This is a genomic window from Pistricoccus aurantiacus, from assembly GCF_007954585.1.
GTDB lineage: Bacteria > Pseudomonadota > Gammaproteobacteria > Pseudomonadales > Halomonadaceae > Pistricoccus > Pistricoccus aurantiacus.
Map to the genome: position 1 here is coordinate 3,550,145 of NZ_CP042382.1, position 21,625 is coordinate 3,571,769.

Genomic DNA, 21,625 nt, shown 5'->3' on the forward strand with positions numbered 1-21,625 from the left:
CCACTGTATGCCGAACCCGTTCAAAGGCTATCGAATTCGGCCAATCATGAGTCTATGCTTGGCAGCTTTGCTCGCCAGCTGCGCGCACTATCCGGACAACGCTCCTCTCGAACACTACGACCCGACCACCGGCTACCGACTGGAGACGCTTCCGAGCGAAGACAACTCCGGTAGCCTACTGCTGGCGTTGAGTTTCTCCGGTGGCGGCACGCGGGCCGCGGCGCTAGCCTACGGCACCCTCGAACGGCTTGCCCGTACCGAGATCGTTTGGGAGGGTCATCGCAAACGTCTGCTCGACGAGGTGGACATCATCTCCGCCGTTTCCGGCGGCAGCTACACCGCCGCCTACTACGCGCTGTACCGCGAGCGCTTGTTCGAGGATTTCGAGGCCGAGTTTCTCAAGCGCAATGTGCAGGGTGACATCACCCGCAAATTCCTGGCCCCAGCCAACCTGATACGCTCCTGGAGTCCCCGGTTCGGTCGCTCCGATCTGGTGGCGGAGTACCTGGATGATAATCTGTTCCATGACGCGACCTTTGCCGATCTGCAGCGCCAGGGACGCCCCTTCGTGTTGATCAATGCCAGTGACCTGTCACTGGGCACGCGCTTCGAGTTCTCCCAGGATCAGTTCGATCTGCTATGCTCGAACCTTGCACTTTACCCTCTGTCACGCGCAGTGACGGCCTCCAGCGCGGTGCCGGTTGCCTTGACGCCGCTGACCCTACGCAACCATGCCGGCAGCTGCGATTACCAGGAGCCCGACTGGGTACAGGCGGCGCTCATGCACCGCACCGCCTCGGCACGCCGCTATTATAAGGCGACCGAGTTGCGCTCCTATCTCGATGCCGAACGACGTCCCTATATTCATCTGCTGGACGGCGCCCTTTCCGATAACACCGGGCTGCGCGCCCTGCTTGATCGTATTCTGTCGCGAGAGGACCCACTGGGACTGGCGCAAGCACTGGATACCCAGAAGCTACGCAAGGTCGTGCTGATCATGGTCAGCGCCGAGACGCGGCCGGACCTATCCGTCGACCGCATCGGCTCCGTGCCGACCCCGGTACAAGTGGTGCGTAACGTCAAGGACACCCCTATCAATCGCTACTCCTTCGAGACCATCGAACTGTTCAAGGCATACTTCGATGGTTGGGCGCAGCGCCCGCTCGAACATGAAAAAGAGAGGCAGCCCATCGAGTTCTACCTGATCGAAGTAACCCTCGAGGCCATCGAAGACGAGCTGGATCGCGACGACTTCATGGCCATTCCCACCTCGTTGAGTCTGCCAAGCGAGCAGGTGGATGCGCTGCGGGAGATGGCGGGCCATCTGCTCGATGAATCCCCCGGCTTTCAGCGCTGTTGAGCGACCTCGCTCGAGAGGACGGCGACAGCTCGCCATCCTCGATCGAGTTCTAAAGCCATCGTCGAAAGGGATATCGGTCAGGCAGTCCGGGGCCCCCTTCGATCGAGTGTCTCGCTCAGTTATTGGCATCTCTATTCTGACGCTTCATGCCCTGACCTTGCTGCATGCCCTGGCCCTGACCCATTCCTTGACCCTGCTGCATGTCTTGGCCTTGTCCTTGCTGCATGCCTCGGCCCTGACCCATTCCTTGACCCTGCTGCATGCCTTGGCCCTGACCCTGCTGCATGCCCTGGCCTTGGCCCATCCCTTGGCGCGGCATCTCGGGCAATGTCACTCCCTGCTCCTTGGCACGCTTCTGCATCTGCTCATGGTGCTCGGTACGGATGCGTTCGCGCTCTTCCGGGGTAGCCGCATTGCGCATCTGAGAACGATATGTTTGCCGCTCCTGATCGTTCATGAGTTGGCTACCATAGACGGGCTGATCATCGGACTGCGCCAGCGCCGGGGTGGTAAGCGTCATCATGGCGCTCAGCGATAAGGCTACCGCCACGGCGACGGCAGTTGGAACCTGTTGCTGTTTCATCTCATATTCCTCTTTAATTGGACCGTTTAAAAAACGCTCTAACGGTATAACCATAGCGTGCTATTGGTCGGCCTGCATTGACCGAGGTCAAGTGATTCGGGTGGTCCTATAGATACTTCCCATGTCGTACCTTCGATATCTGCCAGACAGACAAGGCGGCGAAGCATTCCCATAGGGGATGCTCCCAGCGCATCGGGCGCATCCAGCCATGATCGAAGAAACCGTCCAGCATGCGATCGAATTCCTGGAACGGGCTGATCGCCCGCAACTCCCTCCACGGTGGGCGTTACTCGCCGATGACTTCATGCCATAGCTCGTTGCCACAGCTCGGCACGACCCAATCACATCCCGACGCCGAACAGCGTCTGGGCGAGATGGCCGGTGAGGAAGGCCAATCCCGCCGCCGCGCCGCCGATCAGCAGAGTGCGCAGCCCCGACGTCAGCACCGGTTGGTGATAGACCAGGCTCTTGCCCATGCCGATCAGAAAGAACATCAGCCCGGCCACCAACAGGCTCGCCAGGAACTGCCGAGTAGTGCCCAGGCCCGGCAGCGCATAGGGCAGCAGCGGCATGGCCCCCACCACCAGGAAGGCGAAGAAGGTGGTCAACGCCGAGCGCAGTGGACTCAGCCCCTCGGTCTGCAGGCCATGCTCCTCGCGGACCATGGTTTCCACCCACAACTCGCGGTCGCTGCAGATCGTCTCCACCACCCGCTCCAGGGTTTCGCCCGCGAAACCCTTGCGCTGAAAGATCTGGCGAATCTCCTCGCGCTCGCCCTCCGGCACCAGGTCGATATGCTGATGCTCGTTACGGCGCACCCCCTCGACATGCTCGCGCCGGGCCTGGATCGCCTCGTAATTGCTAACCGCCATGCTAAAGCCGTCTGCCAGAAGATTAGCCACGCCCAGTACCAGGGCGACCGTGGCCGAGAACCCCGCCCCAAAAGCCCCAGAGACCACCGCGAAGGTGGTCACGCAGCCGTCGATGCCGCCGAGGATGGCATCGGGCAGGTTCTGCACGCGGGACGGCTCACGCAGCCGGTGGCGAATGACCTCCGGGCGGTGTTGGTGCTCCAGTGACTCGTGTCTCTTGCCGGTCATGACCTTCTCCCGGGGCGTCCCGCCCGCTCTCTGCTGTGCTGAATGCGCCTGCCCTGATCGCCATATGCCAGCCATCAGCTTGGCACACCAGGCGAGCAAGGAGGAGTATTGGTCGACGCATGCCGCGAGCTTTGAAGCCCTTCCAAGGAATAAACCATACTGATTTACCAGATACGCTCACAGTGGGAGCCATAGGCTCGCCTCGAAGCCATCCCGGCGCCCCACAGCGGGGGAGCTAAGCGTCAAGGAAGCGCCGGAGCCCTCGGCGATCGCATGGGCGATGGCGAGTCCAAGGCCTGAGCCGCCGGCTCGGGTATTCGCTCGGGTGAAACGATCCATCAACCGCGCGAGATCTTCTGCGGGCACTACCGTCCCCGCGTTGATCACCCGCAACACACCCTCGTTCGACAGGACAACCTCGACGGGTTGATCTTGCTGCCCGTGTTTCAGGGCGTTTTCGATCAGATTGCGTAGCAGGATCGCCAAGGCGTCCGGATCGATCGACGAGACGACTTGCTCCTCCTCGGGCAGCGACAGTTCGAGGCGCGCCTCGAAGGTACGGCGAAAGTCGTCGACGACATGGGTGACGATCGGCAGCACGTCCCGGGGCGCCTCGGCCAGCAAACCGCCGCTCTCCGCCTTGGCCAACTGCATCAGCTTTTCCGAGAGACGCGAGAGATCACGCAGCGAGGCCTCGATCCGTCCCGCCCGATCATGCAAGGGCCCCGGCGGTGCCTCGCGGCGCAGGCGCTGCACCTGGGCCAGGGCCGCTGCCAGAGGCGTGCGCAGCTCATGGGCGCTATTGGCGGTGAAGCTGCGTTCCGCCTCCAGGGCGCGGCGCAATCGTGCCAGCAGCTGATCGACCGCCTCGGCGACAGGCACGAGTTCCTTGGGCAGACGCTTCGCCTCGACCGGCGACAGATCGCCGGCGTTGCGTGCCTCGAGCGCTCGCCGATAGGCCAGCAGGCCGCCCAGGCTGTGGCGCACGAACCACCAGATGCCGATCAGGCTGAGCGGTACCAGCACCACCAACGGCAACAGGAGCATCGTCAGCATCTCCCGGGTTGCCCGGCGGCGATAGGTCAACGGCTCGGCGACCTCGATAAAGAAGGTATCGCTGACCGCCGAGGTGCCGTAGAGCCGATGGGTCGCGGTGCTGCGCAATCCTAGCTGGGGCGTTTCGGGAAAGACGGAGAGATCGACGTCATGGGAGATGAGCAACGGTATACCGTCTGCCCCCCTCACCAGATAGGTGATGTACTCCTCGTGAGGGCGCAGGGAGGCCACCTGCTGAAGCAGGTCGGAACTCTCCCGATTGAAGATCTCGACGACGGCCAGGGACAGGATGCGCTGCGAGGTTTCTTCCAGGGCGCTATCGAGTGTCTTGTTCAACGTATGCTCGACGACAAGCGTCGTGACCGTGGTAGCAACCAGCCAGAGTAGCGTAACCCCCAGGGTCAGGCCGAGACCGAGACGCCGTTGAAGGCTGGTCGCATCATTCATGTTTTCCCCAGCCGGTAACCCATGCCGCGTACCGTCTCGATCGTGTCATGTCCGAGCTTCTTGCGCATGCGGCTGATATAGACTTCGATGGTATTGCTCTCGATCTCGGCACCGAACGCGTATAGATGATCCTCGAGCTGAGACTTGGTCAGCAACGCGCCAGGGCGCTGCAGCAGCGCCTCGAACAACGCCCATTCCCGAGCCGTCAGATCGATCGAACGGCTTCCACGCCGGATCGAATGGCTCGACAGGTCGATGTCCAGATCCTTGACTTGCAAGAGAGGATTGGGATTGCCGCTGTAGCGCCGTGCCACGGCGGCGACTCGCGCCGACAATTCCGACAGGTCGAAGGGCTTGACCAGATAATCGTCCGCGCCGGCGTTCAAGCCGTCGATACGGTCGGAAATCTGATCTTGGGCGGTCAAGATGATCACCGGTGTGGCATCGCCTGCCTTGCGCCGCTGCCTCAAGAAATCGATTCCCTGACCGTCCGGCAGCATCAGATCGAGCAGCAAAAGATCGTAGGTAGTGGTGGCAAGACACGCCCTGGTATCGGCAAGCGTCTGCATCCAGTCCACCGCATGGCCATCGTCCTTGATCTGGTCGCGTACCGCCTCGCCCAAGGGAAGTGCATCCTCGATCAGCAGTATGCGCATATCGTCTTTCTCCCGAAGCCATCGATACCCCCGAGACTAACGGATCGACCTGACCGCTACCTGAATGGATCGGATCATCCGTGCATTCCATCGGGCGCAGCCGCTTCAGTCTGCTGTCAGCATGAGGAGCTACAGTGACAGCGAATCTTGCTTGGAGAAGATCATGAAAATCCCCTTTGTTACCACCATCACGCTATGCACCTTGTTGAGCGCCACCGCCGCTCAAGCAAGTCACGACTGCAAGGATCCGGTCGCCGACTGGCAACCTCGAGAAATCCTGCGCCAGCAACTAGAGGCCAAAGGCTGGCAGGTACGCCGTATCAAGATCGATGATGGCTGCTATGAGGTCAAGGGCCTCGACCAGGATGGCAATAAGGTCGAGGCGGACTATGCCCCGGCGTCACTGCGGCTACGCAAGCTGGAGATCGAATTCGACGAGGATGCGGTAATACCCGATAGCTTATACAGCGGAGACAAGGGAGACAGGCCATGAAAAAGCTCACCCTTGCTCTTGCTCTGACCCTTGGTCTTGCCGCCGCTCTGCCGACCCTCGCCCAAGCACGCGAAGTCACCTTCACCACCGAACTGAAAAGCTACGGCGGCGACGGTGCCTACGTGGCGCTCTACCTCACCGACGCCAACGGCCGATACCAGGATACGCTCTGGATAGCCGGAGAGAAGTCGAAATACTACAAGCACCTGCGCGACTGGGCGCGGGGCAGCGGCCAGCGCAGCAGTGAATATGACGGTCTGACCGGTGCCAGCGTCGACAGCGGCCGCGCCTTGAATATCACCCTCGACATTGCCGATGAGCTGATCGACGCGGGATATGAAGTGCGCGTGGACACCGCCGTCGAGGACATGCGCGACAATCGCGCCGACGTCGTCGTACCCCTGACCACCGAGGGCGCGGGCAAGCCGGTCTCCGGCCGTGGCTACGTGCAGTCGTTCCGCTACACCTTCTGATTCTGATCGAACAAGGAGCATACTTACCATGCTACGCCAGCTTCATTCGCTACCCGGCCTGATCGCGGCACTGTTCGTCATCGTCCTCACGGTGACCGGGGCGATCCTGTCGCTCAACCCGGCCCTCGAGCGGGCGGGGACCGTGGTTCCCGCCGCCGGGCAGATCAGCGTCGCCGAGCTGGCGGGCAGGGTGGTGGAGCATTACCCGGGGGCCGAGCAGATCGAGCGCACGCCCTCGGGCACCCTCATCGTTTATTACACCCGAGATGGCCAGGTGGGAGCCGATCGGGTGGATCCGCGCACCGGGCAGGCCGTCGCCCCTTATGAGCCGTCGTCGTTCACGAGCTGGGTAAAGAACCTGCACCGCTCCATGCTGCTCGACATGTCCGGTCGCGCGGTGGCGGGTATCACGGCGCTGGCGATGGTGGTACTGGCGATTTCCGGCGCCATGCTGCTGGCGACTCGTTTGGGCGGATGGCGTCAAGTGTTGCGCCCGGTACGCGGCACCCTGAGTCAGCGGCTGCACATCGAACTCGGCCGAGCGGCGATTCTCGGCCTGCTGCTGTCGGGGCTGACCGGGTCCTATCTGTCCGCCGCCACCTTCGGTCTGGCCTCAGAGGGTATGGAGGCCGAGCCCGAATTCCCGCTGGAGGTCGCTGGCGGTCCTCCCGCCGCCATCGATACCCTGTCGGCCTTGAAGGCAACAGACTTGAACGACCTGCGGGAGCTGGTCTACCCCTATCCGGACGATCCCACGGACCTGTACTCCCTGGGTACCGACCAGGGCGCCGGTTATATCGATCAGGCCAGCGGTGAATGGCTTTCCTACCAGCCCCATGACGCGACCCATAGGTTCTATGAATTCATCTATATGCTTCACACCGGCGAAGGCCTCTGGTGGCTTGGCCTGATCCTCGGCCTGGCCGCCCTGACGGTGTCGGTGATGGCGGTGACCGGCCCGATCATCTGGTGGAAGCGTCAGCGCTCCAAGCCGAAGATCGCCGCCAACAGCGGGCCGAACGCCGCGGATAGCGTGATCCTGGTCGGCAGCGAAAGCAACTCCACCTGGGGCTTCGCCAAGACCCTGCACGACAGCTTGGTTCAGACCGGCCATCGAGTGCATACCGCCCCCATGAACCGGCTGGCCCCGCATTATCGCGGCGCGAAACGACTGTTCATCCTCACCGCGACCTACGGAGATGGCGATGCGCCGGCCTCGGCCAACCAATTCCTGGCACGCCTCGAGAAAATCACGGACGCGCCGGATCTTTCAGTTGCCGTGCTGGGTTTCGGTGATCGGCAGTTTCCGCAGTTCTGCGGGTTTGCGAAAGAGGTCGAGACGGCGCTCGCCGCCAAGGGCTGGCCGCAGCTGCTACCGCTCGACACCATCGACCGGCAGTCGCCGCAGGAGTTCGCCCGCTGGGGCAACGCCCTGGGCAAGGTACTCGGTATCGAGCTGACGCTGGTCCACACCCCGGTGCGACCACGCACCACCGCGCTGGAACTCGCTGAGCGGGTCGATTACGGTGCCGAGGTGCAGGCCCCCACCGCCGTATTGCGCTTCAAGGCGCCTGAAAGTGGTGGCAAGACCGGCCTGCTGAGCCGTCTGTTGCGGCGCACCGGTCTGCCGCCTTTCGAGGCCGGCGACCTGGTCGGCATCCTGCCGCCGGACAGCCCGGTGCCGCGCTTCTATTCCTTGGCCTCGGCCTCGAAGGATGGTGTGCTGGAGATCTGCGTGCGTCATCATTCCGGCGGCCTGTGTTCGGGCTTCCTGCATGCGCTGCCGGTAGGCGGCACCATCGAGGCCTTTATCCAGCCCAATCCGGACTTCCGCCCCGCCTCCGGCAAGGCACCGATCGTGCTGATCGGCGCGGGTACCGGCATCGGGCCGCTGGTAGGTTTCATCCGCCACAACACGTCGCATCACCCCATGCACCTCTACTGGGGCGGTCGCTGTCCGCGGTCCGACTTCCTCTATGAGCCGGAATTGAACGCCTATCTCGCGGACAGGCGACTGTCGAGGTTGAACGCGACATTCTCTCGTGTCGATGAACGTGCCTATGTGCAGGACAAACTCATCGCGAATGGTCCGGAACTACGCCGGCTGATCGAAAAAGGTGCGCAGATCCTGGTCTGCGGCGGCCGGGACATGGCGGCAAGCGTTATGGCGGCGCTGAACGACATCGTCGCGCCACTCGGTATCGACGTGCTGACACTCAAGGCCCAGGGGCGTTATCGTGAGGATGTTTATTGATGGCTTCAAGTTGAGCGATACTCGAGCCGACATCGGGACAATCGCAACCGGGTTGTTCCGGTTCCAGTAAAGGCAAGCAGGCATGCACACGACATCCGCGGAAAAGCCCACCATCGCCGATCGCAACACAAGCCATCTTAAAACACGAATCACCCTAGTGGGTGCGGTGGTCAATCTTTTGCTCGCGGGCATCAAGATTGTGGTCGGTGTCATCGGCCATTCCCAGGCATTGGTGGCGGACGGCATCCATTCGCTTTCGGATCTACTCAGTGATGCCGTGGTGCTGTTCGCCAGCCATTCCGGCAGCAAGGCGGCGGACGCGGAGCACCCTTATGGGCATGCCCGGTTCGAAACCGTCGCGACGGTGGTGATCGGCGTCATGCTGCTGATCGTTGCCGGTAGCTTCATTTATGATGCCGTGCTGCGGCTACTCGATCCCGCGCAACTACAGGTGCCAAGCTGGGTCGTGCTACCCGCGGCGATCATCTCCGTGTTGGCGAACGAGGCGCTCTATCACTATACGGCGCGGGTAGGACGGCGAGTCGGCTCCAGGCTAATCGAAGCGAACGCCTGGCATCATCGCTCCGACGCGCTTTCCTCCCTGATCGTCATCGGCGCCTTTTCTGGTGGCCTGGTCGGGCTGACCTGGCTCGATGCGGTGGCTGCGATAATCGTGGCTACAATGTTCGGCGTCATGGGCTGGCAGTTCGTCTGGCAGTCCACTCGCGAACTGGTGGATACGGGGGCCGATCCACAAACTTTAGAGGAACTTGCCAAGGTCATCGATACGGTGGATGGGGTGCGCTCTCATCACGATCTGCGCACGCGACTGATGGCGGGCAAGGTGCTGATCGATGTTCATCTGCTTGTGGACCCCTGGATCAGCGTCTCCGAAGGACACCGCATCGGCGAGGAAGCCCGCCGCCGCTTGATCGAGCAGACGAGCCAGGCCAGCGAAGTCCTGGTGCATGTGGATACCCAGAAGCCAAGCGATACAGCGGCATCCCTCCCGCCGCTTCGACATCAGATATTGGCGGACCTGATGGACGCCTGGGTAGATCTGCCGGAAGCGGATTATCTGTCTCGGGTCACCCTGCATTATCTCGGCAGCCGCGCGCAGGTAGTGCTGGAGCTTCCGGCAAAGCATGTCGACTCCTGCCAATTGGATGAGATCGAAGACCGTTTCCAGAGGGCGGCGGTACAGCTGACTTATATCGAGAGCATCCGCTGTCTATTGGCAACGTCTCGCGAATCACGGTACGACAAGACCACCCTTCAACCCAGCGCCCAGGCCGCCGGCTCGTGACACAGAGGCAGATCCGGCTGAGTACGCCGCTGGCCGAGTTCGCGACGAACGGCCTGCAAGGCGCTGCGCAGCCCCTCTTCGACGGTCGGGTGATAGAACGGCATCTGCAATATCTGGTCGACGGTCATTTCCTGCTGAATCGACCAGGCCAGCAGATGCAACAAGTGTTCCGCGTCCGGGGCCACCAGTTCCGCGCCGAGCAGGCGTCCATCGCGTTCGTCCGCGTATAGCTGCAGGCGCCCCGCGTTGCGCCCGGCCATCAGGGCTCGGCCCTGTCGGCTGAAGTCGGCGCTGCCGGTTACCACGCCGCTCTGTGGCAGTTTCGCTCCAGTCAGCCCCGCATGGCCGGCGCCAGGTTCGGTGAAGACGATAGCCTGGGGCGTGCGCCGACGGAGACACTCCGCGTCCGGATGCAGCGCATGATAGGCGGCGATACGGCCCTCGTCCGCCGCCTCGTGCATCAGCGGTCGCAGACCACTCACATCGCCGGTGATATAGATCGGCAGATCGGCGATTCGCAGGGTCGAGGCGTCGAAAACGGGAACGCCCCGCTCGTCGAGCTCCACGTCCAGGTTCTCGAGTCCCAGGCCTTCGATATTGGGCCGCCGCCCCAGAGAGGCAAGCACCCAGTCGACCTCGACCTCTCGCCCGCCGCCCTGCATCACCACGCCCGTGTCGCCCTGGTCCAGCGTTACATCCGCGTCCGTGATGACCGTCATCTGGCGCTCGAGCACCTCGATCAGGCTGGCGTTGACATCCGGATCGCTCAGACCCGCCACGCTGGACCCACGGGTGAATCCATGCACCTCGCAGCCGAGCTGGGCGAAGGCCTGACCCAGCTCCACACCGATCGGACCCAGGCCGACCACCCCGAGTCGCTTGCCTGGCGCCTTGAGTTCAAAGACACCGTCGGAGGTCACAACGCGATCGCCGAGAGCGCGCCAGGCCTCGGGCAGATTGGGACGGGTGCCGGTGGCGATGATCACCTTCTCGGCCTGGATACGCTCGCCGTTGACTTCAAGGGTAGTGGGGTCGAGGAATCGCGGCTGTCCGTGAATATTGCGCTCGCCAAGGGATTCGGCGGTGTCGATCGGCCCGGCGACGAAGCGATCGCGCAGCTTGCGAACGTGCACCATGACGGCGGCCAGATCGGCCTCGAGCGCCTGGGTACCGGCTATCCCGCTCTCCGCCAGCCAGTCGCGACGCCCGTAGGCGTGGGCGACCTCGAGCAGCGCCTTCGAGGGCATGCAGCCGACCCGCGCACAAGTCGTGCCATAGGGGCCGGCGTTGATCAGCAGCACATCATCCGTGTAGCGCCACGCTTCACTCAGGGCGGTCAGCCCTGCCGTACCGGCGCCCAGAACCACCAGCTTCGCTTGTCGTGTCATGCTGCCTCCCTCTTTCACGGTGTTGTATCGGCCAAAGGCTAGCGTGCCATGGCCGGCTATTTCGGTACGATTCAAACTCAAGGAACCACGATCAGCGCGGTATCACTCGCCTCCAGCAGTCGCTCTCCCGCCACGCCGCGCAGCAGCGCATGCCCCCGGGGCAGGACCAGCGCGCCGGCGCGCTCCCGACGCAGCAGCGCGATAAGCGTCGCGATATCTTTCCCCTCGAAGGGAATACAGCGCGGACGTCGACCCTGCCGCGCGCCCCAGGCTTCGATGACCGCCCGGGTGCGCTCGTCCTGTTCGCTACCGCGGGGCAACAGCACCAGCAGTTCCTGGTTCGTGATCAGCGCCAGGCGCAGCGCCTCGTTCATGGCGCGCTGGCCGGCCTCGTCCGACGCCTGGAAGACCAGAATGGGATGTGCGCCCAGCGGAGCCTGCTCGCCGAGCATCATCACCCGGCAGCGGGCGGCGCCGAGCATGCGGCTGAGGGCGTGACTGGCGAAGCCCCCTTCCGTCGGATGGTGCCAACCGGCTCGATAGAGCACGAGCAGATCGTCCGCCATGGTGGCGGCCAGGGCCGCCGCCTCGAGGCGGTCGCGATTGATCTCGAGCCGCCAGCGCAGCGCATGGCGGTCCGCCGTGGCGGCGAGCAACGCCTGAAGTCGTTCCGCCTGCTGGCGAAGGCGACGTTCCAGCGTCTCCGGCGCCACCGGGCGCAGGTTTCCGGAAATCAGGCCGATCTCGCCGCCGAAAGGCAGGCTGGCGGCCCGCAGCAATTCCGTGTCCTCGACAAAGAGCCCCACGAGCTCCGCGCCTTCGCGCTTGGCCAAATGAGCGGCCTCGTCGAGCAGCAACTGGGTGCGACGGCTGCCGTTGAGCAGCACCACGACCCGCGGGACCAGGCGGTTGTTATCGTGAGTCGTCATGGCGGCTCGCATCCTGTCGGTTATCACCGCCAGCCTGTCGACGGCCGATTTCGGCGAACTCGTCCAGGCGATCCGCGACGCGACGGTTGAGAGTGCCGGCGGGGAATCGGCCGTCCGCTCCGCGCTCGCCGGCGATAAGGCCGGTCAGCAGGCAGATGGCCTCATCCACGCTATCGATCGGATACACCTTGAAACGCCCGTCACGCGCCGCCTGGAGCACATCGCCGCGCAGCATGAGGTGCACCACGTTGGCCCTGGGCAGCAGGACGCCGTGACTGCCGTCCAGCCCTCGCGCCTGGCAGATATCGAAAAATCCCTCGATCTTCTCGTTGACCCCGCCCACCGCCTGCACCTGCCCGTGCTGGTTGACGGAACCGGTCACCGCCAGGGATTGGTGCAGCGGCGCCCTGGCGAGCACCGAGAGCAAGGCGCAGAACTCCGCCACGGAGGCGCTGTCGCCGTCGACCATGCCGTAGGACTGCTCGAAGGCCAGGCTCGCCGATAGGGACAGCGCCGACTCACCGGCGTAGCGCGAGGCCAGCAGGCGCGACAGGATCATCACCCCCTTGGAGTGGATGTTGCCGCCCAGCTTGGCCTCGCGCTCGATATCCACCAGGCCGCCGCGCCCGGGCCGCGCCGTGGCGGTGATGCGGGTGGGGCGCCCGAAGGCATGGCTGCCAAGCTGGATCACCGACAGGCCGTTGACCTGGCCCAAGGCCTCCCCGGCGGTGTCGATGAGCATGATGTCGCGCAGAATCGAGCGCTCCATGCTTTCGTGCACCCGTGAGGCGCGGTAGATCTGCTGGTCGATGGCCTCTTGCACATGCTCGGCGGTGACCCGATCGCTTCCCGCCCGAGCGGCCCAGTAGTCCGCCTCCCGCAGCAGATCGCGAAAGGCACGGCGGTGGACGGACAGGCGCTCGCTGTCGTCGGCGAGACGGCTGGCATGCTCGATGAGCCGTGCCACGGCGTCACGCCCCAGGGCCTTGAGGTTCGCCTCCCGGGCCAGGGTGGCGAACAGGCGCGCATAGAGTCGCTGGGTGTCCGCGTCGCGCTGCACGTCCTCCTCGAGATCCGCCTGCACCTTGAACAGCTCCAGGAAATCCGGGTCGTAGGCGCACAGCAGGTAGTAGAGCATGCGATTGCCGATCAGCACGACCTTGAGATCCAGCGGCATGGGCTCAGGCTCCAGGGAGACGGTGCTGACGAGGCTGTAAAGCCGCTCCAGGGACTCGATCTTTACCCGCGCCCCGTAGAGGGCACGCTTGAGGCTCTCCCAGACGAAGGGCTGGGTGAGCACCTTGGCGGCGTCGAGGATCAGGTAGCCGCCGTTGGCGCGATGCAGCGCCCCGGCCCGGATCAGGCGAAAGTCAGTCAGCAGCGCCCCCTGATGCACCTGGTGTTCCACCCTCCCCACCAGGTGCTGATAGGTCGGCATGTCCTCGTAGACCACCGGCGCACCCTGCTGCTCGGCGTTGTCCACCAGCAGATTGGCCTGATAGCGGCTGAAGACCGACGCCATGGAACCGTTGCTGCGCGCCTCCTGGCTGATAAGCGCATTGACGTTCTCGGTCACGTCCTGCTGGATGGCGTTGACGTGCTCGACGACTCGGGGGTGATCGCGATAGGCCTCGCGCAGCTCCTCGAGCAGCGGTCCCACCGAGGCCGCGGCCATCTCCTCGTTGAGCGCAAGGACGCGCTGCTGCACTTCCTTGCGCCAGCGCGGCATCTGCTGAATCGTCTTCTGCAGTTTCTCCTGCAGCGCGGCGATGGTGCGCTGGATGGCCTGGCGACGCTCTTCCGGCAGCGCCTGAAACGCTTCCAGGTCCATCACCTCGCCCTCGTCGTTACGCGGGGCGAAGCTGAAGCCGTTGGGGGACTGGATCAGGGCGATATGCTCCTGCTCGGCCTCCTTGCCGATCTCGCGAAAGGCCTCGCTCTGGCGCTGGCCGAGCTCCTGCTGGATCTCGTGCAGACGGCTCTGGTACTCGTCGCTCTCGAAGGTGGCGGGAATGGCATGCTGCAATTCCTCTACCAGTTGCTCCAGGTCGCGACGAAAGCGCGCGCCCTTCCCCGCCGGCAGTTCAATGAGGCGCGGATGGCTGCCCTGCTTGAAATCGTGCAGGTAGCACCAGTCGGAAGGCGCCGGCGCCTGACGGGAACGTTCGTGAAGAAAGCGCTTCACGATCTCGTGCTTGCCCACACCAGACGGCCCCAGCACGAACAGGTTGTATCCCAGTCCCTGGATACCGGTGCCGAAACGCAGCGCCTCCAGGGCCCGATCCTGGCCGATTAGCTGATCGAGTGGCCCCAGTTCGTCACTGGTCTCGAAATCCAGCGAATCCGGGTCGCAGTGCCGATAGAGCCTGTCGGCGGCAAGCGGTTCGGGGTGAGCGGTCATGGTTTCCTCATGTCCCTGAGCGTATCTCGTTCGAGAATAGTTGATGGGTCAGCGCCTTCAAGCCAGGTGCAAGAAGCCGTCGCATGGAAAGCGATCCGCTTGTCTGGCCGACGTCGACGTAACGCCGGCATCACGTCAAGGCATGATGCCGGCGATTTTCGTGAATCATTGCTCGTTGACTTCGTCTGCTTTCTGCCCCCAACTCATGGGAAATGACTGGTCCTCCAGACCCTCGAAGCGGTCCGTCACATAGCGACTGTGGCAGGCCACACAGGATTCGGTCATGCGGTTAAAGGTATCGACCTGAGCCTGGGTATCCTGTCGTTTTCCCGCCTCGGCCAGGGACGCCGACAGCTGATGGAAATGCTCGTCCATTTGCAGGAATTCCTGGGGCACCACCGCTTTCAGATCCTGTTCATCCTGCTCGGTCAGGGACTGCTCGAGGATGAAGCTATCGTGGATAGCCTGGCCCTTTTGCGCCACCTCGTCATGCCTGCCCTGGATGATGGCGCTATAGGTTTCCTGCATCGCCGCCTCGATCTCGACCATCTCCTTGACCAGCAGCCCGCGCAGCTTATCGGTCAGGTCAGGTCCCACCGGCTTCGCGGCAATGACAGATCCGCTGAATGCCAGGCTCGCCAGCAGGACAACCGACAGGAAGGCTCCTCGGTATGTTTGTCTCTTGTTCATGATCTACACCTCGTTTCACGTTGGTTTGCCTACATCGGTTAATGTATCTGGTGATGCGGGATCTTCTATCCGCGCCCAGCCCAGGTCGTCGAAGATCACATATAGCGCCGGTATCACCACCAACACTAGCACCGTGGAGCTCAACAGGCCGAACACCACGGCGATCACCAGCGGTTGCACCGCCGCTGCCTGAGCGCTGGTCTCGGCCAGCAGCGGCAGCAGTCCGGCGATGGTAGTGCTCGAGGAGATCAAAATAGCACGCAGGCGATCGCGACTGGCCTGACCCGCCGCAGCGATGGCGGATTGCCCCGAGGCACGGTAGCTCTTGATGAAATGAATCAGCAGGATGGCATTGTTGACCACGATGCCCGCCAGGGACGCCGCGCCGATCAAGGAGGGCATGGAGAGATAGAAGCCCATCAGCACATGGCCCCATAGCGCGCCGACGAAGGCCAGAGGGATCGACAGCATGACGATCAGCGGTTCGACGTAGCTTCTGAACTGGAAGGAGAGAATCACGAAGATGCCGATCAGCCCGATCAGCAGCGCGCGACGAATGGAGCCACCGGTTTCCGCTGAGCGGGCGACCTGGCCCTCGAAAGCGACCGCCACATCAGGATGGCGCGCCTGGAAATCCGGCAGCCAGTGCCGGCGAATATCGTCGACGATCGCCTGGGCATTGGCCGATGTCGCATCCACGTCGGCGGTCACGGAAACGGTACGCTGGCCATCGACGCGGGTGATGCGCGCCCAGCCACGCGCCTTCTCGATGTTCGCGACTACTTCAAGGGGCACTCGGCCTCCTCCCGGGAGCTGCACGGTCAAGTCCTGAAGATCATCCAGGCTCTGTCGATCCTGCTCGGCGTGACGCACCAGGATTTCCACGTCCCGCTGGCCGATGCGCAGGGTATCGCTGATTTGCCCGAGCATGGCGGCCCGCAGCTGCGCGGCGATCTCTTCGGCGGTCAGCCCAAGCCCGTGGGCGCCTTCGGCCAAGGACAGTCGGCGCTCCGGCTTGCCGGGACGCAGGTCGTCGATGACGCTGTACACGCCCGTATAGCCGGCAAGATGCTCGGAGAACTCCAGAGAAGCGGCCTTCAGTTCATCCAGGTTCTCCCCCTGTAGACGCACTTCGATAGGGATGCCCGCCGGCCCGAACCCCGGCTCCTGAATGATCAGGCTGAGCAGCCCGGGTATATCGCCAATCTCGCGGCGCCAGAGTGCGGTCAGCTTATCCAGACTCACATTACGCCGCTCCGCGGTGAGCAGGTCGACCATCACCGTGGCGACGTGAGCGCCGGCCTCCCGAGCGCTGGGATTGTGGTTGAAGCGTACCTGAACGGCACGCACCAGAGGCGTTTCATCCGGTTGCTCTGGCGTCAGCCGCGCATCGACCTCGCGCAGGGCCTCCTCTACGCGGGACGCCACCGCTTCGGTACGTGACAGCGGCGTGCCCTGAGGCATCAGAATACGCGCCTCGAGTACGTCACCGTCGATTTCCGGCATGGCTTCGCTGCCGATATGGCCCCCGACAAGATAGCCGCCGGAGCCCAGCAACAGAATCAGCACGCTTCCCAACAAGGCATAACGCCAGCGAATCGCCGCATCAGCCAGACGCCCGACTCCCTCCCGAAATGCCTCGAAGCGACGTTCGAAGCCGGCGCGCAGCCGCGACGGCTCGGCCTGCAGGCGATGAAGACTGCCTTTCAGGTGGTGGGGAAGGATGAAGAAGGCTTCGATCAGGCTTGCCGCCAAGGCAGCGATCAAGGCCACCGGCAGCACTTCAAGCACATCACCCAGTTCGCCGGCGAGAAAGGAAAGCGGCAGGAAGACGGCTACCGTGGTCAAAAAGGATGACAGCACGCCAGGCAGCACGCCGCGAGTGCCTTCGACCACCGCCTCCATAGGAGCGGCGCCCTTCTTGGCACGGGCGGCAATGTTGTCGGTGATCACGATAGCATCGTCCATGACGATGCCGATTGCCATCAGCAGCGCCACCAAGGTAATCATGTTGAGTGACAGTCCGGCCAGGCCCATCACCGCGAAGGCACCGAGGAAGGCCACCGGCAGCCCCAGCACCGCCCACAGCGCCAACCGAGGCCGGAAGAACAGGCTCATCACCAGCACCACCAGCACGAAGCCGATGATGCCGTTCTCGACCAGCATCTGCAGGCGGTCGCGCACGATGCTGGTCATGTCCTGGGTCAGGATCAGCGATACATCACCGTCCAGGCGCTGGCGCTCCTTCTCGACCACGGATTGCAGGGCATTCATCACGTCCAGGGCGTCGTCGCGCAGGGTCTTGTGCACTTCCAGCACCAGAGCACGCTGGCCGTCGAACCAGATCTTTTCTTCCTCGCGTTCGACGTTCTCCCGAAGAGTGGCGATCTGTCCCAGGGTCAGCTCGCCACCCTCGGCGCCGGAGACGACCACCACATCTTGCAGCTCACGAAGAGCATGACGCTGGTCGGTGAAACGCAGTTGGATGTCCTGGTTTGGGGTTTCCAGAATACCCAGTGGCATATCGATATTCTGGTGGGAGAGGATCGCCGCCAGCTCGCTTGCCGACAGCCCATACTGCCCCAACGCTTCCTGGGGAATCTCGATCTGCCATTGGCGCTGGGAGAGCCCCTGAATATCGACCTTGGCGACGCCGGGCAGGCGCAGCAATCTATCCTCCAAGGTCTTGGCATAATTCTCCAGATCGGACAGCGGCATGTCGCCGCCGACCGCCACCGCCGCCACCAGATCGCTGCGATGTAGCTCACGCACCACTGCGGGTTCGGCCTGTTCGGGGAAGTCGGTGATGGCCTCGACTTCGGTGGAAATATCGTCCAGGAAGCGACCGATATTGCCTTCGTCTTCCATGGTGGCCGTGGCGCTGGCCAGGTTGTCCTGAGCCACGCAGACGAATTCATCGAGGAAGTCCACGCCTTTCAGAGCGTCCTCCAAACGGCGACAGATCTCGTCCTCGACGTCAGCCGCGGTGGCGCCGCGATATGCCACCTCGATGCTTACCTCGCCGGGCAGGTAATCGGGAAAGGTCTCGCGCTTGAGGCCCGGAACGGCGAACAGTCCTACCGCCAGCAATAGGATCAGCAGGAGGTTGGCGGCGGTGGGGTGACCGGCGAACCAGCGAATCATGGCGTTTCCCCCAGCGCTTGGCGACGAAGACTTCGTGTCAATGCCTCGTCGCGCCGCGGATCGATGGTCATGCCGTTGATCGCCGGCACCAAGTCATCCACGATCACGGTTTCGCCGATGGAAAGCCCCTCGGCGATCACCGCCAGGTCATGCTGCTCGAAGGCGACCCTTACCGAGCGACGCTCCAGTCGCTGCTGCTCGTCAACCAGGTAGACCTCTCCCTGATGAACCGCCGCGGCCGGCACCACCATCACCGGCTCCGGTGAGCTGGCCGCCAGTCGTACCTGCACATACATGTCCCGCACCAGCGCAGGGCTCGTCAACGGCGACACCTGCCGGTAGGGATCGTCAATTCGCACCACGACCTGGGCGGTACGGGTGGCCGGATCCAGGCCGTTGGCGATCCGCACGACCCGGGCCGGCCAGCGAGCCCCTTTCCCGGCCACCAGGGACACCTCGGCCTCGATGACGGAGAAATCCAGGCGCTGGGCGATGTCCAAGGTCTCGTCATCCGCATCGCGAACGGTCTGGGTACCGAGCAGGCGGCGCAGCATGTCCATCGGCACCTGGGCCACTACCTCGGCGGCCTCGATGCCGTCGGCGCTGAACAATCGCTGACCGGCGTTGATGTACTGATGAAGCTCTGCTTCGACCTCCCCCAGGCGCAGATCAAAGGGCGCGACGAAACGAGTGTCTTCGAGATCCTGGCGGGCCTGCGCCAGTCTGGTGGATGCCTGTTCGGCCCGGGCTTCCAGGCGCTGGCGTCGCGAGGGAATCAGCTGTAATTCATTTTCCAACGACTGCACGGTCTGGCGTTGAGAAAGCGCTGCACGCTCTTCCGTATCCAGGCGAGAACGCGACACCGAACCGCTATTCGCCAGGCGTCGGATACGCGCCAACTCCTGTTCTGCCAAACGCAGACGCTCGCGCTCCAAGGCAAGCAGTCGCCCCGTGTTTTCGGCCTCCATTTCCAGCTGGGCCTGCTCCGCGGCTAGACTGGCCAGCTCCGCTTTGGCCTCGGCCTCGGCCAGCCGATAGCGGCTGGGATCGATCTCCAGCATCAGGGTGTCTTTCGTCAGTAGCGTGCCGCTTTCCAGTCCGGGATGGCGCTCGACGACCCGGCCCGGCACGTTGGCGATGGCATCCCAGCGCCGTGCGGGACGTGCAGTGCCGTAACCCCGGGCCTCGACGGCGAGAGGCATTAGCCCAGCCTCGATGACTCGCACCGTCGGTGCGGTCGCGACGGCCTCATCTCGCGAAGGCGCCTGTCGATTGGCCACGAACCACACTACCAGACCGATCCCCACTACCAGACCCAGCGCGATAAACAGTCCTCGCCCCCAAACTTTTTTCATGACGCCTCTCCGGCCTGAATGCCACGTCGATAGAGCAGGAAGGCCCCCGGCGCCTGCTCCGCGATGCGCTGCACGTTCCCGGCGATCAGCGACTGCACCACCAGTCCCTGCAGAGTGCCGATGAACTGGGTCGCCGCCGCCTCGATATCCAGGTCGCCACGCAGTTCACCGCTTGCCTTGCCTCTAGTCAGAAGAGCCGCAAGCCGTTCGCGGTACCTGGCCAATATGGAGCGTACCAGGCGCGTGGCAGGCGTCGGCTCTGCGTGCTGCAACTGTCCCAGCATCAGGCGCGGTACCCCGGGATGTTCGGTGATGAAATCGATGTGTGCCATGAACATGGCCTCCAAGGTCGCCAGCGACGTCCCGTCCCGAGCCACGGTCTTGTCGAGACGCCGCATGACCTGCTCGGCGACCCAGGCCATGACCGCCTGCCAGATCTCGTCCTTGCTGCTGAAATGGCGAAACAGCGCCCCCTGGGTTACCTTCATGCGCTCGGCGATGGCAGCCGTGGTAATGCGTGCGGGATCCTGCTCCGCGCACAGCTCCACCACGGTACGCACGGTCAACTCCTTGCGTTCTTCAGCAGGCAGGTGACGAGTTCGTGTCATGGTTTTCCCCAAAAGATAGTAACCAGTTACTATCTTAGCCGGGAACCTTGACCTTTTCTATCTTGGCTTCGCATTTCGTGGCGTATCATTCGCCATGCCGGAAGATTATCGACCTCTGAATGCTCATGCCACAAACTGACAAACCTACCGTTTTTCATCTGGAGTCATCGACATGGACGGCCCCTCGACCACCACGCTCTTGATCCTTTTCATCGGACTCTCGACCGCGGCGGCCATGCTCCTGCGCACCGGGTGCGAGCGTATCGGCATACCGCCATTGGTAGGGTTTCTGCTGCTGGGTATCGGTATCGCTACTCTGGATGCGAACGTCGGCATGCTCACGGCGGAGACCGAGGTGGGAATCGAACTACTCGCGCAGTTGGGGCTGGTGGCCCTGCTGTTTCGCGTGGGACTGGGGCTTGATCCACGTCGGCTGCTCGCCAAACTGCCAAGCGCTAGCGTGATCTGGTTGGGCAATATCGCCATCGCGGGACTCATGGGCTATGCGGTAGCGCAGTGGGTGCTCGGACTGGAACTGATACCCTCGCTGGTAATCGCCGTCGCTCTGACCGCGACCAGCATCGGCGTGATCATTCCGGTCTGGGAAGATGCCGGCGTCCTGAACAGCGACGCCGGCACACTTACCGTCGATGTGGCCGAACTCGACGACATCTCGGGCATCGTGCTGATGGCCCTGCTGTTTGCGGTGCTGCCGGTGCTCAAGGACGGGAATGGCGCTTTCTGGCTCTCGGTAGGTGCCGCCGCAGGCGAACTGGCGCTGCTCTTTGGTGGCTTCGTCATCTTCTGCTGGCTGTTCGCCCGCTACCTCACTCCGCGGCTCTATCGCTTCCTGCATCGCTGGGAACGGACCCCGGAGCACCTGCTCACCGTGATTGCCCTCGGCGCGGTGATCGCCGGTATCGCCGAAGTGCTAGGGTTCTCTCTGGCAGTAGGAGCGCTGTTCGCCGGGATCGTCTTCAGCGCCTATCCGGAACAGGTGCGCTCCAATGGTGCCTACGACCTACTCTACGACTTCTTCACACCTTACTTCTTCGTCGCCATCGGTCTACACCTCGACCCGACGCTGATTCTACCGGCGCTCGGTGTCGGTCTGGTGCTGCTGATCGCCGCGGTGGCCGGCAAGCTGATCGGCACCTATCTGCCCGCGTGGCTGATGACCGACCGGAAGTCGGCATGGCTTATCGCCATCAGCATGTTGCCGCGTGCCGAGATAGCCATGGTCATCGTGCACCAGGCCTATCAACTCGGCCCCTGGGCAATCGACGCCGAACTCTATGGCGCCATGGCGGTAGTGGCACTGGCGACCTGTCTGTTCACGCCGCCGCTGCTGGGGCGTCTGCTGACGCGGTCAGCATGACAAC

The 21,625-nt window shown here is 63.3% G+C and carries 18 protein-coding genes; 6 read left to right on the top strand and 12 right to left on the bottom strand.

Annotated features, from left to right (window positions below):
• The first annotated feature begins 58 nt into the window (after nucleotides 1-58).
• On the top strand, nucleotides 59-1,360 hold the full coding sequence (locus FGL86_RS16785; protein ID WP_186764433.1) for a patatin-like phospholipase family protein: 1,302 nt from the start codon (nucleotides 59-61) through the stop codon (nucleotides 1,358-1,360).
• Between the two features lie 115 nt (nucleotides 1,361-1,475).
• On the opposite strand, the gene FGL86_RS16790 is transcribed toward FGL86_RS16785, so the two are convergent.
• From FGL86_RS16790 to FGL86_RS16805, 5 genes are all read right to left on the bottom strand, one after another.
• On the bottom strand, nucleotides 1,476-1,943 hold the full coding sequence (locus FGL86_RS16790; RefSeq protein WP_147185838.1) for a hypothetical protein: 468 nt from the start codon (nucleotides 1,941-1,943) through the stop codon (nucleotides 1,476-1,478).
• Between the two features lie 106 nt (nucleotides 1,944-2,049).
• Nucleotides 2,050-2,175, bottom strand: a complete 126-nt coding sequence (locus FGL86_RS18290) for a hypothetical protein (protein WP_281288526.1) — start codon at nucleotides 2,173-2,175, stop codon at nucleotides 2,050-2,052.
• A 109-nt stretch (nucleotides 2,176-2,284) separates the two neighbouring features.
• On the bottom strand, nucleotides 2,285-3,043 hold the full coding sequence (locus FGL86_RS16795) for a VIT1/CCC1 transporter family protein (protein WP_147185839.1): 759 nt from the start codon (nucleotides 3,041-3,043) through the stop codon (nucleotides 2,285-2,287).
• A 177-nt stretch (nucleotides 3,044-3,220) separates the two neighbouring features.
• The gene (locus FGL86_RS16800) at nucleotides 3,221-4,546 is read right to left on the bottom strand and encodes a sensor histidine kinase (RefSeq protein WP_147185840.1); all 1,326 of its coding nucleotides are present in this window, start codon (nucleotides 4,544-4,546) and stop codon (nucleotides 3,221-3,223) included.
• Complete coding sequence (locus tag FGL86_RS16805) at nucleotides 4,543-5,202, bottom strand: response regulator (RefSeq protein ID WP_147185841.1); 660 nt, start codon at nucleotides 5,200-5,202, stop codon at nucleotides 4,543-4,545. The genes FGL86_RS16800 and FGL86_RS16805 overlap by 4 nt, the downstream gene beginning before the upstream one ends.
• 163 nt (nucleotides 5,203-5,365) lie before the next feature.
• On the opposite strand from FGL86_RS16805, the gene FGL86_RS16810 reads away from it, so the two are divergent.
• The 4 genes from FGL86_RS16810 (at nucleotide 5,366) to FGL86_RS16825 (ending at nucleotide 9,728) form a co-directional block, all read left to right on the top strand.
• Nucleotides 5,366-5,695, top strand: a complete 330-nt coding sequence (locus FGL86_RS16810; RefSeq protein WP_147185842.1) for a PepSY domain-containing protein — start codon at nucleotides 5,366-5,368, stop codon at nucleotides 5,693-5,695.
• On the top strand, nucleotides 5,692-6,168 hold the full coding sequence (locus FGL86_RS16815; RefSeq protein WP_147185843.1) for a DUF2271 domain-containing protein: 477 nt from the start codon (nucleotides 5,692-5,694) through the stop codon (nucleotides 6,166-6,168). Before FGL86_RS16810 ends, FGL86_RS16815 begins: the two co-directional genes overlap by 4 nt.
• 28 nt (nucleotides 6,169-6,196) lie before the next feature.
• Nucleotides 6,197-8,422 carry a PepSY domain-containing protein gene (locus FGL86_RS16820; protein WP_147185844.1) on the top strand — a complete coding sequence of 742 codons (2,226 nt, stop codon included), beginning with the start codon at nucleotides 6,197-6,199 and terminating at the stop codon, nucleotides 8,420-8,422.
• A gap of 82 nt (nucleotides 8,423-8,504) precedes the next feature.
• Nucleotides 8,505-9,728, top strand: a complete 1,224-nt coding sequence (locus FGL86_RS16825) for a cation diffusion facilitator family transporter (protein ID WP_147185845.1) — start codon at nucleotides 8,505-8,507, stop codon at nucleotides 9,726-9,728.
• On the opposite strand, the gene FGL86_RS16830 is transcribed toward FGL86_RS16825, so the two are convergent.
• The 7 genes from FGL86_RS16830 to FGL86_RS16860 all read right to left on the bottom strand — a co-directional run bounded on the left by FGL86_RS16830 (nucleotide 9,698) and on the right by FGL86_RS16860 (nucleotide 20,243).
• The gene (locus tag FGL86_RS16830) at nucleotides 9,698-11,116 is read right to left on the bottom strand and encodes a dihydrolipoyl dehydrogenase (protein ID WP_147185846.1); all 1,419 of its coding nucleotides are present in this window, start codon (nucleotides 11,114-11,116) and stop codon (nucleotides 9,698-9,700) included. The genes FGL86_RS16825 and FGL86_RS16830 overlap by 31 nt on opposite strands.
• Nucleotides 11,117-11,193: 77 nt before the next feature.
• A complete protein-coding gene (locus FGL86_RS16835; protein ID WP_147185847.1) occupies nucleotides 11,194-12,045 on the bottom strand; it encodes a hypothetical protein in 852 nt (283 codons plus the stop codon).
• Nucleotides 12,029-14,446, bottom strand: a complete 2,418-nt coding sequence (locus tag FGL86_RS16840) for a Lon protease family protein (RefSeq protein ID WP_147185848.1) — start codon at nucleotides 14,444-14,446, stop codon at nucleotides 12,029-12,031. Before FGL86_RS16840 ends, FGL86_RS16835 begins: the two co-directional genes overlap by 17 nt.
• A gap of 165 nt (nucleotides 14,447-14,611) precedes the next feature.
• Nucleotides 14,612-15,136, bottom strand: a complete 525-nt coding sequence (locus FGL86_RS16845; RefSeq protein ID WP_147185849.1) for a cytochrome c — start codon at nucleotides 15,134-15,136, stop codon at nucleotides 14,612-14,614.
• A gap of 15 nt (nucleotides 15,137-15,151) precedes the next feature.
• On the bottom strand, nucleotides 15,152-18,280 hold the full coding sequence (locus FGL86_RS16850) for an efflux RND transporter permease subunit (protein WP_147185850.1): 3,129 nt from the start codon (nucleotides 18,278-18,280) through the stop codon (nucleotides 15,152-15,154).
• Nucleotides 18,277-19,635 carry an efflux RND transporter periplasmic adaptor subunit gene (locus FGL86_RS16855; protein WP_147185851.1) on the bottom strand — a complete coding sequence of 453 codons (1,359 nt, stop codon included), beginning with the start codon at nucleotides 19,633-19,635 and terminating at the stop codon, nucleotides 18,277-18,279. The genes FGL86_RS16850 and FGL86_RS16855 overlap by 4 nt, the downstream gene beginning before the upstream one ends.
• Nucleotides 19,632-20,243 (bottom strand): TetR/AcrR family transcriptional regulator, encoded by a 612-nt coding sequence (locus tag FGL86_RS16860; protein WP_147185852.1) that lies wholly within the window; start codon nucleotides 20,241-20,243, stop codon nucleotides 19,632-19,634. The genes FGL86_RS16855 and FGL86_RS16860 overlap by 4 nt, the downstream gene beginning before the upstream one ends.
• A 172-nt stretch (nucleotides 20,244-20,415) precedes the next feature.
• Between FGL86_RS16860 and FGL86_RS16865 the strand changes: the two genes are divergently transcribed.
• Nucleotides 20,416-21,621: a cation:proton antiporter gene (locus tag FGL86_RS16865; protein ID WP_147185853.1), complete on the top strand. Its 1,206-nt coding sequence runs from the start codon at nucleotides 20,416-20,418 to the stop codon at nucleotides 21,619-21,621.
• Nucleotides 21,622-21,625: the final 4 nt, after the last annotated feature.